The 14,366-nt window shown below is 72.2% G+C and carries 15 protein-coding genes; 8 read left to right on the forward strand and 7 right to left on the reverse strand.

The window, feature by feature from the left end:
- Positions 1-71: 71 nt before the first annotated feature.
- Positions 72-1,778, forward strand: coding sequence for a phenylacetic acid degradation protein PaaN (gene paaN, locus ACFC0Z_RS20265; protein ID WP_376439630.1), 1,707 nt, complete (start codon positions 72-74; stop codon positions 1,776-1,778).
- Between the two features lie 81 nt (positions 1,779-1,859).
- Here the strand turns inward: paaN and ACFC0Z_RS20270 are convergent, their stop codons facing one another.
- From ACFC0Z_RS20270 to ACFC0Z_RS20280, 3 genes are read right to left on the reverse strand one after another with little or no spacing between them, the layout of a single operon-like run.
- A complete protein-coding gene (locus ACFC0Z_RS20270) occupies positions 1,860-2,513 on the reverse strand; it encodes a TrmH family RNA methyltransferase (protein WP_376440312.1) in 654 nt (217 codons plus the stop codon).
- Between the two features lie 5 nt (positions 2,514-2,518).
- Positions 2,519-3,805 carry an HTTM domain-containing protein gene (locus ACFC0Z_RS20275; RefSeq protein WP_376439633.1) on the reverse strand — a complete coding sequence of 429 codons (1,287 nt, stop codon included), beginning with the start codon at positions 3,803-3,805 and terminating at the stop codon, positions 2,519-2,521.
- Positions 3,802-4,560 carry a DUF5819 family protein gene (locus tag ACFC0Z_RS20280; RefSeq protein WP_376439636.1) on the reverse strand — a complete coding sequence of 253 codons (759 nt, stop codon included), beginning with the start codon at positions 4,558-4,560 and terminating at the stop codon, positions 3,802-3,804. Before ACFC0Z_RS20280 ends, ACFC0Z_RS20275 begins: the two co-directional genes overlap by 4 nt.
- Positions 4,561-4,672: 112 nt before the next feature.
- Here ACFC0Z_RS20280 and paaA point away from each other — a divergent pair, with 112 nt between their 5' ends.
- The 6 genes from paaA (at position 4,673) to ACFC0Z_RS20310 (ending at position 9,584) form a co-directional block, all read left to right on the forward strand.
- Positions 4,673-5,707 (forward strand): 1,2-phenylacetyl-CoA epoxidase subunit PaaA, encoded by a 1,035-nt coding sequence (gene paaA / locus ACFC0Z_RS20285; protein ID WP_376439639.1) that lies wholly within the window; start codon positions 4,673-4,675, stop codon positions 5,705-5,707.
- Positions 5,704-5,991 (forward strand): 1,2-phenylacetyl-CoA epoxidase subunit PaaB, encoded by a 288-nt coding sequence (paaB, locus tag ACFC0Z_RS20290; RefSeq protein ID WP_376439643.1) that lies wholly within the window; start codon positions 5,704-5,706, stop codon positions 5,989-5,991. The genes paaA and paaB overlap by 4 nt, the downstream gene beginning before the upstream one ends.
- Positions 5,988-6,731, forward strand: a complete 744-nt coding sequence (gene paaC, locus ACFC0Z_RS20295; protein WP_376439646.1) for a 1,2-phenylacetyl-CoA epoxidase subunit PaaC — start codon at positions 5,988-5,990, stop codon at positions 6,729-6,731. The genes paaB and paaC overlap by 4 nt, the downstream gene beginning before the upstream one ends.
- Complete coding sequence (paaD, locus tag ACFC0Z_RS20300) at positions 6,725-7,222, forward strand: 1,2-phenylacetyl-CoA epoxidase subunit PaaD (protein WP_376439649.1); 498 nt, start codon at positions 6,725-6,727, stop codon at positions 7,220-7,222. Before paaC ends, paaD begins: the two co-directional genes overlap by 7 nt.
- Positions 7,223-8,311: a 2Fe-2S iron-sulfur cluster-binding protein gene (locus ACFC0Z_RS20305; RefSeq protein ID WP_376439651.1), complete on the forward strand. Its 1,089-nt coding sequence runs from the start codon at positions 7,223-7,225 to the stop codon at positions 8,309-8,311.
- 139 nt (positions 8,312-8,450) lie between these two features.
- Complete coding sequence (locus ACFC0Z_RS20310; protein WP_376439653.1) at positions 8,451-9,584, forward strand: acyl-CoA dehydrogenase family protein; 1,134 nt, start codon at positions 8,451-8,453, stop codon at positions 9,582-9,584.
- A 27-nt stretch (positions 9,585-9,611) separates the two neighbouring features.
- On the opposite strand, the gene ACFC0Z_RS20315 is transcribed toward ACFC0Z_RS20310, so the two are convergent.
- The 4 genes from ACFC0Z_RS20315 to ACFC0Z_RS20330 form a co-directional block, all read right to left on the reverse strand.
- Positions 9,612-9,956 carry a rhodanese-like domain-containing protein gene (locus ACFC0Z_RS20315; protein WP_376439656.1) on the reverse strand — a complete coding sequence of 115 codons (345 nt, stop codon included), beginning with the start codon at positions 9,954-9,956 and terminating at the stop codon, positions 9,612-9,614.
- A 56-nt stretch (positions 9,957-10,012) separates the two neighbouring features.
- Entirely contained in the window at positions 10,013-10,756 is a 744-nt protein-coding gene (locus tag ACFC0Z_RS20320; RefSeq protein ID WP_376440314.1) for a hypothetical protein, read from the reverse strand.
- A 350-nt stretch (positions 10,757-11,106) separates the two neighbouring features.
- A complete protein-coding gene (locus tag ACFC0Z_RS20325; protein ID WP_376439659.1) occupies positions 11,107-12,570 on the reverse strand; it encodes a DUF2252 domain-containing protein in 1,464 nt (487 codons plus the stop codon).
- A gap of 134 nt (positions 12,571-12,704) precedes the next feature.
- Positions 12,705-13,793 carry a hypothetical protein gene (locus ACFC0Z_RS20330; protein WP_376439662.1) on the reverse strand — a complete coding sequence of 363 codons (1,089 nt, stop codon included), beginning with the start codon at positions 13,791-13,793 and terminating at the stop codon, positions 12,705-12,707.
- A gap of 81 nt (positions 13,794-13,874) precedes the next feature.
- On the opposite strand from ACFC0Z_RS20330, the gene ACFC0Z_RS20335 reads away from it, so the two are divergent.
- Positions 13,875-14,342, forward strand: a complete 468-nt coding sequence (locus ACFC0Z_RS20335; protein ID WP_376439665.1) for a MarR family winged helix-turn-helix transcriptional regulator — start codon at positions 13,875-13,877, stop codon at positions 14,340-14,342.
- The last annotated feature ends 24 nt before the right edge of the window (positions 14,343-14,366 follow it).

A 14,366-nucleotide genomic window follows, 5' to 3' on the forward strand; every position in this document is an offset into this window, starting at 1 on the left:
CGACCGATCGTTCGGTTACTCTAACTCCGTACGCGTCTCCCTGCCCAGCTCGACGAGGAGTTGGTCCATCCATGGCCACCGCTCAGCCGACCACCGACCGTCCGGACCGTCTCGCCGAGAAGCACCGGTCCACGCTCGACCAGGCCCTCGCCACGATCCGCACCCGCGCCTACTGGTCGCCCCACCCCGAGCACCCCAAGGCGTACGGGGAGGACGGCTCGCTCGACGCGGCGGCCGGCCTCGCCGCCTACCAGGCCCTGCTGAACACGCGCTTCGAGCTCGACCAGCCCGGCACGGACGGCTGGACCGGTGGCGAGATCTCGCCGTACGGCCCCGCGCTCGGCATCGAGTACCCGCACGCGGACATGGACGTCCTGCTCCCCGCGATGCGCGCCGCCATGCCCGCCTGGCGCGACGCCGGAGCCGAGACCCGCGCCCTCGTCTGCCTGGAGATCCTGTCCCGGATCTCGGCCCGGACCCACGAGCTCGCCCACGCCGTCATGCACACCAGCGGACAGGCGTTCATGATGGCGTTCCAGGCCGGCGGCCCGCACGCCCAGGACCGCGGCCTGGAAGCCGTGGCGTACGCGTACGAGGAGCAGACCCGCACCCCCGCCGGCCGCGCCGCCTGGTCCAAGCCCCAGGGCAAGCGCGACCCCCTGGAGCTCTCGAAGGAGTTCACCCCGGTCGGCCGCGGCATCGCCCTGATGATCGGCTGCAACACCTTCCCCACGTGGAACGGCTACCCGGGCCTGTTCGCCTCCCTGGCCACCGGCAACCCCGTGCTGGTCAAGCCGCACCCGCGCGCCGTCCTGCCGCTGGCGCTCACCGTCCGCATCGCCCGCGAGGTGCTCGCCGAGAACGGCTTCGACCCGAACCTGGTGGCGCTCGCCGTCGAGCGGCCCGGCGAGGGCATCGCCAAGACGCTCGCCGTCCGCCCCGAGATCCGGATCATCGACTACACCGGCTCCACCGAGTTCGGCGACTGGCTGGAGACCCACGCCCGCCAGGCGCAGGTCTACACCGAGAAGGCCGGCGTCAACACGGTCGTGGTCGACTCCACCGACGACTACAAGGGCATGCTCGCCAACCTGGCGTTCTCCCTGTCGCTCTACAGCGGCCAGATGTGCACCACCCCGCAGAACCTGCTGATCCCCCGCGACGGCATCGGCACCGACCAGGGTCCGAAGACGTACGACGAGGTCGTCGCCGACCTCGCGGCCTCCGTCGGCGGCCTGCTCGGCGACGACGCCCGGGCCAACGGCCTGCTCGGCGCCCTGGTCAACCCGGACGTGAAGGCGCGCCTCGAAGCCGCGGCCGGCCTCGGCGAGGTGGCGCTCGCCTCCCGTGAGGTGACCAACCCGGACTTCCCCGACGCCGTGGTCCGTACGCCGGTCATCGTGAAGCTCGACGGTTCCAAGCCCGACGCGGAGGCCGCGTACCTCTCCGAGTGCTTCGGCCCGGTCTCCTTCGCCGTCTCGGTGGACTCCACCGCCGACGCCCTGGAGCTGCTGCGGCGCACGGTCCGCGAGAAGGGCGCGATGACCGTCGGCGCGTACACGACCTCGGCCGAGACCGAGCGGGCGGTGGAGGAGGTCTGCCTCGACGAGTCGGCGCAGCTCTCGCTGAACCTCACGGGCGGGGTGTACGTCAACCAGACCGCGGCGTTCTCCGACTTCCACGGCTCCGGCGGCAACCCGGCGGCGAACGCGGCGCTGTGCGACGGCGCCTTCGTCTCCAACCGCTTCCGGGTGGTGGAGGTCCGCCGCCAGGCCTGACCCCTGTCACGACCGTCGTGGAGGTCCTCCCCACGGGGCCTCCACGACCCCCCACACACCGGTCTGACGGGTGTCGATGGTCTACGGGGTGTCGATCTCCGCGTACCGCTGCACCCACGCGTGCATCGCGATCGCGGCGGCCGCGCCCGCGTTGATCGACCGGGTCGATCCGAACTGGGCGATCGAGCAGACCATCTCCACGTGGGCGCGGGCCTCCTCGGTGAGGCCCGGGCCCTCCTGCCCGAAGAGCAGCACACAGCGGCGGGGCAGCACGGTCCGCTCCAGCGGCACGGCGCCCGGCAGGTTGTCGATGCCGATGACGGGAATGCCCTCGGCCGCCGCCCACGAGGTCAGCGACGCGGTGTCCGGGTGATGACGGACGTGCTGGTAGCGGTCGGTCACCATGGCACCGCGCCGGTTCCAGCGCCGCCGGCCCACGATGTGGACCTCCTTCGCGAGGAAGGCGTTCGCGGTCCGTACGACCGAGCCGATGTTGAAGTCGTGGCCCCAGTTCTCGACGGCCACGTGGAAGTCGTGCCGCCGGGTGTCGAGGTCCTCGACGATCGCCTCCCGCGTCCAGTACCGGTACTGGTCCACGACGTTGCGCCGGTCGCCCCCGGCGAGCAGCTCGGGGTCGTACCGCTCGCCCTCCGGCCACGGCTCCGGGTGCGGCCCGACACCGATCTCGGGGCCGAAACCCTCGTCGTACTGGACCGGCTCGGACTGTTCTTCCATGGCACTCACCCGACGAGGGTACGGGGCCCCTGTTCCTCGGCCGTCCGGCGCTGCTCGGGCAGTGTCCCCGCCGCGGCCCGCCCGGGCAGCCGGTCGAGCAGCCGGTCCCGGCCCCGGGCGACCCGCGCGCCGAGGGCCACGAGGAAGACCGTCGGGAGGAAGACCGCGTCGGCGGAGATCATCGCGAGCGAGAAGACGGGAAGGCCGAGGAGCACCGCGATCCCGGCGTGCTCCAGCATCATCGCGACGAGCAGGACGTTCTTGACCTTGCGGTTGAAGAGCGTGAACGGGAACGCGACCTGCACGATCACCGTGCCGTAGCTCAGCAGCAGCACCATGATCCCGCTGGAGCCGAGGAGCTCGGAGAGGGCGGGCCAGGGCGAGAAGTAGTCCAGGTGGAGCGGGTAGTACAGCGCCGTGCCCTCCTGCCAGCGCGAGCCCTGGATCTTGTACCAGCCCGCGGTGGCGTAGATCAGACAGACCTCGGCCATGATCACGACGAGGGCGGCGTTGTGCGCGAGGTTGGCGAGCACGTCGAGCAGGGTGCGCGGCTCGCCGGGCGCGTACCGGCAGACCAGCCACCAGAGACCGTGGCCGAGCCACAGCACCCAGAGCAGCACCGAGACCCACCACTCGCCGGTGACGTCACCGAACCAGGTCGTGGCGAGCAGGAAACCACCGCCCACGATCCACAGCAACGGCCCGGCGAGCTCCCGCCGCCCCTCACGCGCGCCACCAGCTTCCTCACGGGCTTCCTGGGCCTCTCCCCGGGCTTCCTCTCGGGCCTCACGCGCGGCCTTGCGGGCGTCGAGGGACCACACCTGGCCGCAGCGGGTCAGGGCGAGGTAGATCGCGGCGAGGTGGAGGACGTTGTCGCCGCCGTCGCCCAGGAAGACGGAGCGGTTCTGCAGGGACAGGACGCCGACCATGAAGACGACCGACACGGCCCGGGTGTGCCAGCCGAGGAGGAGCAGCAGGGCGGAGAGCACCGCGAGCCCGTAGACGAGCTCGAACCACAGCCGTCCGTCCGACCACAACAGCACCGTGAAGGCCCGGTTGTCGGCGACGAGGCGGCGCGCCATCTCCCAGGACCAGGGGCCGTCGGGGCCGTACATCTCGTGCCGGTGGGGCAGCTCGCGCAGCAGGAAGGCGAGCCAGGTCAGCGAGAACCCGATCCGCACGATCGCGGTCTGGTACGGGCCGAGGGCGCGGCCGGTGACCGCCTGGACGGCGCGGGCGATCCGCTGGTCGAACGGCTCGCGTACGCGCGCGGTGGTGGCTGTTCCGCTCATCGGCCGACCTCCGTACGGCTCCGGGCGGCGGCGTCCGGCAGGTCGGCGCCGGTCACCTTCCACCAGGGCAGCTCGCGGTACGAGGGCGCGGTCTCGTTCTTCTCGGTGCTCCAGCGCGGGGCGGGCACGGGCCGGGTGACGGTACGGAGCCGGACGCGCCGCAGGTCGTACCCGTCGAGCGAGGGGAGTCCGTCGAGGCGGAGCACGGCGATCCGGCGCATGTACTCCTCCGAGAGCCGGCCGCGCATCCCGTGGGGGGTGTCGTCGTCGGCGTGCGAGTTGAGGTAGAAGTCCACGGCCCTGCGGAGCTCGTTCTGCTGGGTGTGGCTGGGCATCGGGTTGTGGCGGATCGCGGCGGCGTCCTGGGCGGTGAGGTCGATCCAGCCGGTGGTGGACACGCCACCGCCGTCCTCCGGGACGATCTCGGCCCGCGCCTCGACGGACACGTTCTGCTGGAGCGGGTTGGGCGCGAAGAGCTTCCAGTTCTGTTCGAACTCGGGATAGACCCAGTCGTCCACAGCCTGGCCGTGCCGCTTGGTGACCGTGTTCGAGGGCGCGACGTGCAGGAACACCATCGCGAGGTGGACGCAGACGAAGACCGCGACCACGGCGAGCGCCACGGCGGCGGCGACCTGGTACGGCAGGGAAAGCGCCATGATCCCGGTCCCGGACGGGGTCGTCCGCGGGGCCGGCGGGGGCGGGGCCGGGGGGTCGTCCGCCACCTCGTCCGCGTGCTGTTCGACGTCCGCGCTCATCCCGCCCCGATCCCGATCAGCCCACCTCGGTTATCCACAGGGTTGACACCATACGGGCCCTCGACTCACCATTGAAGTCATTCAACCGAACGATCGGTCGGTAGGGAGTCCGATGACCGCAGTGACGGCAGGGACGGCAGGAACCACGGACGCGCCCGGCGTGTCGGACGCGGGCGCGGCGGCCGCACAGGCCGCCTTCGAGGCCGTGTTCGACGCCGCCGTGGCCGCCGACGAGCGGATCGAGCCGCGCGACTGGATGCCCGAGGCGTACCGCGCCTCACTCGTCCGGCAGATCGCGCAGCACGCCCACTCCGAGATCATCGGCATGCAGCCCGAAGCCAACTGGATCACCCGCGCGCCCTCGCTGCGCCGCAAGGCGATCCTCATGGCCAAGGTCCAGGACGAGGCCGGCCACGGCCTCTACCTCTACAGCGCCGCGGAGACCCTCGGCACCAGCCGCGACGAGCTCCTCGACAAGCTCCACTCCGGCCGCCAGAAGTACTCCTCGATCTTCAACTACCCCACCCTGACCTGGGCCGACGTCGGCGCCATCGGCTGGCTCGTCGACGGCGCGGCGATCACCAACCAGGTCCCCCTCTGCCGCTGCTCCTACGGGCCGTACGCCCGCGCGATGGTCCGCGTCTGCAAGGAGGAGTCCTTCCACCAGCGCCAGGGGTACGAGGCCCTCCTCGCCCTGTCGAAGGGCACCGACGCCCAGCACGCCATGGCCCAGGACGCCGTGGACCGCTGGTGGTGGCCCTCGCTGATGATGTTCGGCCCGCCCGACGACGAGTCGACCCACACCGCCCAGGCGATGGCCTGGAAGATCAAGCGCCACTCCAACGACGAACTGCGCCAGCGCTTCGTCGACATCGCCGTGCCCCAGGCCGAGGCCCTCGGCCTCACCCTCCCCGACCCCGACATCCGGTGGAACGAGGAGCGCGGGCACTACGACTTCGGCGCGATCGACTGGACCGAGTTCTGGGACGTCCTCAAGGGCAACGGCCCCTGCAACGACCAGCGGATCACCAAGCGCCGCCAGGCCCACGAGGACGGCGCCTGGGTCCGCGAGGCCGCCGCGGCCTACGCGGAGAAGCACACCGGAAAGCCCGGCACGCACGGAGAGCACGAAGGGGCACAGGCATGACGAGCGACAGCTGGCCGCTGTGGGAGGTGTTCGTGCGCTCCCGCCGCGGACTGTCCCACACCCACGCGGGAAGCCTCCACGCCCCCGACGCGGAGATGGCCCTGCGCAACGCCCGCGACCTGTACACCCGCAGGAGCGAAGGCGTCTCCCTGTGGGTCGTCCCCTCCACGGCCATCACCGCCTCCTCGCCCGACGAGAAGGACCCCTTCTTCGAGCCCGCCGCCGACAAGCCCTACCGTCACCCGACGTTCTACGAGATCCCGGAGGGGGTGAAGCACCTGTGAGCACCCGGCAGACCACCGCACCCGAGGCCGCCGTGCCCACGGCCGCCGCCCTCGCCCTCGGCGACGACGCCCTCGTCCTCTCCCACCGCCTCGGCGAATGGGCCGGCTCCGCCCCCGTCCTGGAGGAGGAGGTCGCCCTGGCCAACATCGCCCTCGACCTCCTCGGCCAGGCCCGCGTGCTGCTCTCCCTCGTCGGCGACGAGGACGAACTGGCGTACCTCCGCGAGGAGCGCTCCTTCCGCAACACCCAGCTCGTCGAGCAGCCCAACGGCGACTTCGCCCACACCATCGCCCGCCAGCTGTACTTCTCCACCTACCAGCGCCTGCTGTACGGGCAGCTGGCCACCGGCGACGGCCCCTTCACCGGCCTGGCCGCGAAGGCCGTCAAGGAAGTCGCCTACCACCAGGACCACGCCGAGCACTGGACCCTCCGCCTCGGCGACGGCACCCCCGAGAGCCACCTGCGCATGCAGCGCGCCTGCGACGCCCTCTGGCGTCACACCGGCGAACTGTTCCAGCCCGTCGACGGACTCGACGTCGACCACGCCGCCATGGAAAGCGCCTGGCTCGCCTCGGTCACCGACGTCCTCGGCCGCGCCACGCTCACCGTCCCCACCGGACCGCGCACCGGCGCCTGGAGCGCGGGCGCCGGCCGCCAGGGCCTCCACACCGAGTCCTTCGGCCGGATGATCGCCGAGATGCAGCACCTGCACCGCAGCCACCCGGGCGCGACATGGTGACCATGACGGCCCTGGAGGAGGAACTGAGCCGGGTCGCCGGCGCCGTTCCCGACCCGGAGCTGCCCGTCCTCACCCTGGAAGAACTCGGCGTCATGCGCGGCGTCCACGTCACCGAAGGCGGCCGCGTCGAGGTCTCCCTCACCCCGACCTACACCGGCTGCCCCGCCATCGAGGCCATGTCCGAGGACATCGAGCGCGCCCTCCACGCCCACGGCATGCCGGACGTCTCCGTCGTCACCGTCCTCACCCCCGCCTGGTCCACCGACGACATCAGCGCCGAAGGCCGCCGCAAACTCGCCGAGTTCGGCATCGCCCCGCCCCGCCACGGGGCCGGCTCCGACGGCCCCGTCCCGCTGAACCTCGCGATCCGCTGCCCCCACTGCGGCTCCATCGAGACCGAGCTCCTCAGCCGGTTCTCCTCCACCGCGTGCAAGGCCCTGCGCCGCTGCATCGCCTGCCGCGAACCGTTCGACCACTTCAAGGAGTTGTAGATGACGACCGCAGGCTCCGGACGGGCCGGGTTCCATCCGCTCCGGGTGAGCGCGATCGAACGGCTCACGGACGACTCCGTCGCCGTCACCTTCGCCGTACCGCCCGAACTCCACGAGGCGTACCGCCACCTCCCCGGCCAGCACCTCGCGCTGCGCCGCAGCACCGAACAGGGCGAGGAGATCCGGCGCACGTACTCGATCTGCGCGCCCGCCGCCCCCGCCGGCGAAACCCCCGTCCTGCGGGTCGGCATCCGCCTCGTCGACGGCGGCGCCTTCTCCACGTACGCGCTCAAGGAGCTGGCCGAAGGCGACCTCGTCGAGGTCATGGAGCCCACCGGCCGCTTCACCCTCACCCCCCGGCCCGGCCGCTTCGCCGCCGTCGTCGGCGGCAGCGGCATCACCCCGGTCCTGTCGATCGCGGCCACCCTTCTCGCCCGCGAACCGGACGCCACGTTCTGCCTCGTCCGCAGTGACCGCACCGCCGCGTCCACGATGTTCCTCGACGAGGTCGCCGACCTGAAGGACCGCTACCCCGACCGCTTCCAGCTGGTCACCGTCCTCTCCCGCGAGGAACAGCAGGCCGGACTCCCCTCCGGCCGCCTCGACCGCGAGCGGCTCACCGCGCTCCTGCCCGCGCTCCTGCCGGTCGACAAAATCGACGGCTGGTTCCTCTGCGGCCCCTTCGGCCTCGTCCAGGGCGCGGAGCAGGCCCTGCGCGACCTCGGCGTACGGCGCGCGAGCATCCACCAGGAGATCTTCCACGTCGACGACGGCTCCGCCCCCGCGCCCGTCGCCCCCGCCGACACCCCCGCGCACGCCACCCTGACCGCGACCCTCCACGGCCGCTCCGGCACCTGGCCCGTCGACCGCGGCGAAACGCTCCTCGACACGGTGCTCCGCGCCCGCGCGGACGCCCCGTACGCCTGCAAGGGCGGCGTCTGCGGCACCTGCCGCGCCTTCCTCGTCGGCGGAGAGGTCCGGATGGACCGCAACTTCGCCCTGGAACCGGACGAGACCGAGGCGGGATACGTCCTGGCCTGCCAGTCCCACCCCGTCACCCCGGACGTGGAACTCGACTTCGACCGCTGACCGAACACCCCACGGGTCCCGCCCTCCCCCAGAGGGCGGGTCTCCCCCTTCCCTCGCCATTCCCTTCCGCTAGAACCTGTTCTATCTTGACGGCTCGTCAGGGCAGAGAGACCAGGAGCGACAACGGGAGGGCAGGACCGTGGACTTCACCTTCACCGAGGAACAGCAAGCCGCCGTCGAGGCGGCCAGGACGGTCTTCGCGGACGTGGCACCCGACGCCGTACCGAGCCCCGCCCTCACCCCGGGCGCCGTCGCCGACGACCTCGACCGCCCCCTCTGGGCCCGCCTCGCCACCTCCGACCTGCTCGGACTCACCCTCTCCCCCGAGCACGGAGGCGCCGGACTCGACCCCGTCGCCCTCTGCCTCGTCCTGCGCGAATCCGCCCGCGTCCTCGCCCGCGTACCCCTCCTGGAAACCGGCGCCGTCGCCACCACCATCGACCGGTACGCGGACCCGGCCACCGCCGCCGCGCTGCTCCCCCGGGTCACCCGCGGCGAACTCGTCCTCACCGCCGCCTCCCAGGGACGCACCGGCCACGACCCCGCCGACCAGGCCGTCACCGCCCACAGCGACGACACCAGCTGGCGCCTCGACGGCACCCAGACCGCCGTCCCCTGGGCGTACGCCGCCGACCTCGTCGCCGTACCCGCCCGCACCGCCGAAGGCCGCACCGTCCTCGCCCTGGTCCCCCGCACCCACCCAGGCGTCACCCTCGCCGAGCAGTACTCCACCAGCGGCGAACTCCTCGCCGAACTCCGCCTCGACGCCGTACGCCTCGACGCCGACCAGGTCATCGAAGCCGAAGGCGCCTGGGACACCCTCCGCGAGCTCCTCACCACCGGCACCTGCGCGCTCGCCCTCGGCCTCGGCGAAGCCGTCCTCGCCATGACCAGCCAGTACACCGGAAAACGCGAACAGTTCGGCCATCCCGTGGCCACGTTCCAGGCCGTCGCCGTCCAGACCGCCGACCGCTACATCGACCTCCGCGCCATGGAAGCCACCCTCTGGCAGGCCGCCTGGCGCGTCTCCACCGGCGCCGCCGGGGCACTCCCCGCCGCCGGCGACATCGCCGTCGCGAAGATCTGGGCCTCCGAGGGCGTACGCCGCGTCGTCCAGACCGCCCAACACCTGCACGGCGGATTCGGCGCGGACACCGACTACCCCCTGCACCGCTACCACGCCTGGGCCAAGCAGCTCGAACTGTCCCTCGGCCCCGCCTCGGCCCACGAGGACGCCCTGGGCGACCTCCTGGCCACCCACCCCCTCGCCTGACGGCGAGGGGATCACGTCAGCCCCGACTCACAGGACGAACGCCGGGCTCCCGTTCCCCGTCACCATCGGACGCCCGGCACCGTCCCAGGCGAGCATGCCGCCCTCGATGTTCACCGCGTCGAAGCCCTGCTGCACGAGGTACTGCGTGACCTGCGCCGAACGGCCGCCCACCCGGCACATCACGTAGGCGCGACCGTGCTCGGCCACCGCCTCCGTCACCTCACCGAAGCGCGCCATGAACCCGCTCATGGGCACGTGCAGCGCGCCCTCGACGTGGCCCGCCTCCCACTCGTCGTCCTCCCTGACGTCCAGCACCAGGGCATCGGCCGGCACGGACGCCGCGTCCACCGAGGGCAGAGGGGAGAAATTCATGGGGCAGGCCTTCTCTCGTCGAAGAAGCGCCCGACGGGTTCGGGCGCACCGAAAAACTACTGCACGAGCCCGGCGAGCTCGCTCTCCCGCTCGGACACCTGGGCGAGCAGCTGCTCCGCGATCTCCTCCAGGAGCCGGTCCGGATCCTCCGGGGCCATCCGCAGCATCGCGCCGATCGCCGACTCCTCCAGCTCGCGCGCGACACCGGACAGCATGTCCTTGCGCTCCGCCAGCCACTCCAGGCGCGCGTACAGCTCCTCGCTCTCGCTGAGCCGCTCCTCGGCCGGCACGGGACCGGCCTCCCACTCCGCCGCCAGCTCGCGCAGCCGCTCCTCGTCCCCGAGGGCGTAGGCCGCGTTCACCCGCGTGATGAACTCCTCGCGCCGCCGGAGCTCGGCCTCCTCGCGGGCCAGGTCGGGGTGGGCCTTGCGGGCCAGCTCGCGGTAGAGCCTGCGCGCCTCCTCGCTGGGGCGAACCCGCTTCGGCGCCCGCACCGGACGCTCGGTGAGCATCGCCGAGGCCTCCGGGGAGAGACCGTCGGTGTCGAGCCAGTCGTGGAACAGCTCCTCCACCCCGGGCATGGGCATGACCGCCGCGCGCGCTTCCTGGGCCCGCCGCAGATCCTCGGGGTCACCGCTGCGCGCGGCCCGAGCCTCGGCGATCTGTGCCTCCAGCTCGTCGAGCCGCGTGTACATGGGGCCGAGCTTCTGGTGGTGCAGCCGGGAGAAGTTCTCCACCTCGACGCGGAAGGTCTCGACGGCGATCTCGAACTCGATCAACGCCTGCTCGGCAGCCCGCACGGCCCGCTCAAGCCGCGCCTCGGGCCGCTCCTCGTCCGCGGCGCCGCCAACCCGCTCGCTCCGAGGCTCCGTACCCGCGGGCTCCTCGTTCGCACCCTGGTCCACGCTCACGTCCACGACCGCCCACGTCCTCGTTCCGGCTGTTCCCACCAAGCCTACGGTCCAGGGAGGGGGCCCCTCCCCCCTCCCTCCCCACCCCACCCCTCCCTGCCCCACCCCACCCGGCCTCGAAGCCGGACCGCACGCCGAGCACCACACCTGGCCCCTGCCGTCGCCGTGCTCAGCACCCTGCCCAGCGCCGTGCTCAGCTCCGTGTTCAACGCCGTATTCAGCGCCGTGCTCAGGTGCGGTCAGACGCCCAGTTCCGCCGCTATGCGGCCCGCGCGGACGGCCGCGAGCAGGTCGGCGTGGTCCGCGGTGGTGCGGTCGGCATAGCTGACGGCGAAGGACGCGACGGCCTCGTCCAGTTCCTCGTTCTTGCCGCAGTAGCCGGCTATGAGACGCGGGTCCGCGCTGTGGGCGTGGGCGCGGGCCAGCAGGGCGCCGGTCATGCGGCCGTAGTCGTCGACCTGCGCGACGGTGAGCGCGGCGGGGTCGACGCTGCCCTTGCGGTTGCGGAACTGGCGCACCTGGAAGGGGCGCCCGTCGACCGTGGTCCAGCCGAGCAGGATGTCGCTGACGACCTGCATCCTCTTCTGCCCGAGCACCACGCGCCTGCCCTCGTGGCCGAGGTCGGGCACGGTGAAGCCGGCGGCCGGCAGGTACGGCAGGAGGGCCGAGGGTCTGGCCTCCTTGACCTGGAGGACGAGCGGCTCGCCCCGGTGGTCGAGGAGCAGCACGACGTAGGAGCGGGTGCCGACGCTGCCGGTGCCGACGACCCGGAACGCCACGTCGTGGACGGCGTACCGCGCGAGGAGCGGCAGCCGGTCCTCGGAGACGGTGTCCAGGTAGGGGCCGAGGGAGGCCGCGACGGCCGCAGCCTCGGTGTCGGGGACTCTCCGCAGTACCGGGGGCGCGTCCACGAACCTGCGGCCGCCGCCCTCGGCGTCCGCCACCGCCTCGGTGGATCGGGCGGCGAACCGGGCGCTCGTGTTGTTACGGGCCTTGGCCGAGACCCGTTCCAGGGTGCCGAGCAGGTCGCGGGCGTCGGTGTGCGAGACCAGCTCCTCGTCGGCGATGGCGTTCCAGGCGTCGAGCGCGGGGAGGCGGGCGAGGAGGCGCATCGTGCGCCGGTAGGCGCCGACCGTGTCGAACGCCGCCGCCCGGCACTCGTCCTCGCTCGCGCCGACCTCGCGCCCGGCGAGCACCAGGGAGGTGGCGAGTCGTTTGAGGTCCCACTCCCAGGGGCCGACGATCGTCTCGTCGAAGTCGTTGAGGTCCATGACGAGCCGGCCGCGGGCGTCGCCGTAGAGGCCGAAGTTGGCGGCGTGGGCGTCGCCGCACAGCTGGGCCGCTATCCCGGTGACGGGGGTGGTGGCGAGGTCCTGGGCCATGAGTCCGGCGGATCCGCGCAGGAAGGCGAAGGGGCTCGCGGCCATACGGCCGACCCGTATCGGTGTGAGCTCGGGAACGCGCCCCTTGCTCGACTCCTCGACGGCCCGGACGGCGTCCGGCCGGTCGGCTGCGAGGGCGGGCATCTCGTGGACGATACGCGGCACCCGGACGCGCAGGTCCTTGCCGACGGCCCTGGGCGAGATGCCCGTGCCGCCGACGGCCGCGCGGCGCGCGAAGCCCGTCACGTGCGGGACGCGCTCGGCGTCCGCCGCTCCGTCCGTACCGCGCTGTCCCGGCACCACGGCCCGGATCTCGTCCATGGGACGTCCTCCCCCGATGCGATGTCCAACATCATCCGGTGCCGACCGTACCGCCGCATCCGACGGGCCGTCTCCCCCTGTGGACAACGCCTGTGGACAACATCGGAGGAGGTTGTTTCGCGGTGGCGGAGGTGTCAGACCGCGACGGCTTCCTCCATCTCCTCCTCCGCTTCCACCTCCTGGGTGTTCGCGGGTGCCGCCGTCTTCGGCGCGGGCGCGAGCCCGGCCTTCGCCTTCCTCGACTCGAAGGTCCCGGCGGCCACGACGAGGGCGGCTCCGGCGAGGAACCACAGGGTGAGGACGAGGATGTGCCCGCCGAGCGCGTGGCCGTCGAAGTAGACGTGGCTGCGGAGTCCCTCGACGAAGCCCGCGCCGTTCCAGAAGGCGTGCAGGGAGCCGAAGAAGCCGGGCTGGAGCTCGGGGCGGTAGATGCCGCCGGAGCTCGTGAAGTTGAGCATGACGAAGAGGACCATCACGCCGAGCGTGGTCCAGCGGCGCAGGAAGGTGTGGAGTCCGACGCCGACGAGGAGGATGCCCGCCGCGTACAGCCAGGACATCGCCCAGACTCCGGCGAGGCCCTGGTCGACGAGGTGGAAGACGGGGCCGGCGAAGAGGGTGCCGACGAGGCTGACGACCAGCGACATCCCGAGGGCGAGGAGGGCCCTGATCCGCATGGGGAGGACGGCTCCGGCGGCGCCGATGACGGCGACCGAGGCGTAGGCGCCGATGCTGAGGGCGACGAGGAGGAAGAAGACGCCCTGGCCGGTGGGGTCGCCGGAGGCGACGGGGGCGACGTCGGTGACCTTGAGCGGGGCGCCCTCCGCCGCGGCGACCTTGGTGAAGACCTTCTCGACGGCCATGGCGCTGGTGTCGGAGGAGGCGGAGGCGACGAGCAGTTCGGGCTTCTCGCCGGGTACGTAGGCCCCGAAGCTGCCCTGTTCGCGGAGGGAGGTGACGGCGGCGTCCCGGTCGGCGACGGTACGGACGTCCAGGGCGCCGGCGCCCTTGTTCTGGAGCGACTGGGCGAGGACCTGGGCGCTGGGGCCGGAGCCGACGATGTCGACGCGCAGGTCGTGGGGCTCGGGGGCGTGGAAGGCGCCGAGGTAGGCGAGGCCCATGCCGAGGCACATCAGCAGGGGGGTGAGCAGATGTCCGAGGACATGCCGCAACGCGACGCGGGTATTCGGTCCTGCGGACACCGAGGCGGACACCGAGACCTCCATGGTTGGCTTTTACAACTAAACAACCGTTGTACTATACAACTGAAAGGTCGATCGGCAAACCGTACGGACAGGGGAATGCGCATGACCGGCGCCGCAGAGGTACCGCGCGAGGCGTCCGTGGACGTCATCCAGCGCGAGCTGACGGCCTTCGCCCGGCGGGCCCGCGCCGCCGCGGCCCGGGTCCACCCCGAGCTCCCGCTCGTCTCCTACACGCTCCTCGCCCACATCGAGGAGCAGCGGGGCTGCCGCGCCACCGACCTCGCGTCCCACTACCTGCTGGACAAGTCCACGGTCAGCCGCCAGGTGGCGAGCCTGGAGAAGCTCGGCCTCGTCGAGCGCCGGCCGGCCCCCGACGACCACCGCGTGCAGGTCCTGCACCCCACGGAGGCCGGAGCGAAGCTGCTCGCCTCGGCCCAGACGAGCCGCCTCGCCGCCTATCAGGAGCGCCTCAAGGACTGGTCGGCCGACGACCTCGCCCGGTTCGCCGACTACCTGCTCCGCTACAACTCCGCGAGCACGACCGGCCTGCCCGAGTCCCCCGGCCGCTGACCCACCACCGGTCGAGACGGCCCG

Origin of the sequence: Streptomyces sp. NPDC056144, assembly GCF_042264145.1 — a bacterium.
Taxonomy (GTDB): Bacteria; Actinomycetota; Actinomycetes; order Streptomycetales; family Streptomycetaceae; genus Streptomyces.

What these genes read in the sequence shown, in the direction of transcription:
- paaN (WP_376439630.1), top strand. Translation starts at nt 72, where the DNA reads ATGGCCACCGCTCAGCCGACCACCGACCGTCCGGACCGTCTCGCCGAG.
- ACFC0Z_RS20270 (WP_376440312.1), bottom strand. Translation starts at nt 2,513, where the DNA reads ATGGAAGAACAGTCCGAGCCGGTCCAGTACGACGAGGGTTTCGGCCCC.
- ACFC0Z_RS20275 (WP_376439633.1), bottom strand. Translation starts at nt 3,805, where the DNA reads ATGAGCGGAACAGCCACCACCGCGCGCGTACGCGAGCCGTTCGACCAG.
- ACFC0Z_RS20280 (WP_376439636.1), bottom strand. Translation starts at nt 4,560, where the DNA reads ATGAGCGCGGACGTCGAACAGCACGCGGACGAGGTGGCGGACGACCCC.
- paaA (WP_376439639.1), top strand. Translation starts at nt 4,673, where the DNA reads ATGACCGCAGTGACGGCAGGGACGGCAGGAACCACGGACGCGCCCGGC.
- paaB (WP_376439643.1), top strand. Translation starts at nt 5,704, where the DNA reads ATGACGAGCGACAGCTGGCCGCTGTGGGAGGTGTTCGTGCGCTCCCGC.
- paaD (WP_376439649.1), top strand. Translation starts at nt 6,725, where the DNA reads ATGGTGACCATGACGGCCCTGGAGGAGGAACTGAGCCGGGTCGCCGGC.
- ACFC0Z_RS20305 (WP_376439651.1), top strand. Translation starts at nt 7,223, where the DNA reads ATGACGACCGCAGGCTCCGGACGGGCCGGGTTCCATCCGCTCCGGGTG.
- ACFC0Z_RS20315 (WP_376439656.1), bottom strand. Translation starts at nt 9,956, where the DNA reads ATGAATTTCTCCCCTCTGCCCTCGGTGGACGCGGCGTCCGTGCCGGCC.
- ACFC0Z_RS20325 (WP_376439659.1), bottom strand. Translation starts at nt 12,570, where the DNA reads ATGGACGAGATCCGGGCCGTGGTGCCGGGACAGCGCGGTACGGACGGA.
- ACFC0Z_RS20330 (WP_376439662.1), bottom strand. Translation starts at nt 13,793, where the DNA reads ATGGAGGTCTCGGTGTCCGCCTCGGTGTCCGCAGGACCGAATACCCGC.
- ACFC0Z_RS20335 (WP_376439665.1), top strand. Translation starts at nt 13,875, where the DNA reads ATGACCGGCGCCGCAGAGGTACCGCGCGAGGCGTCCGTGGACGTCATC.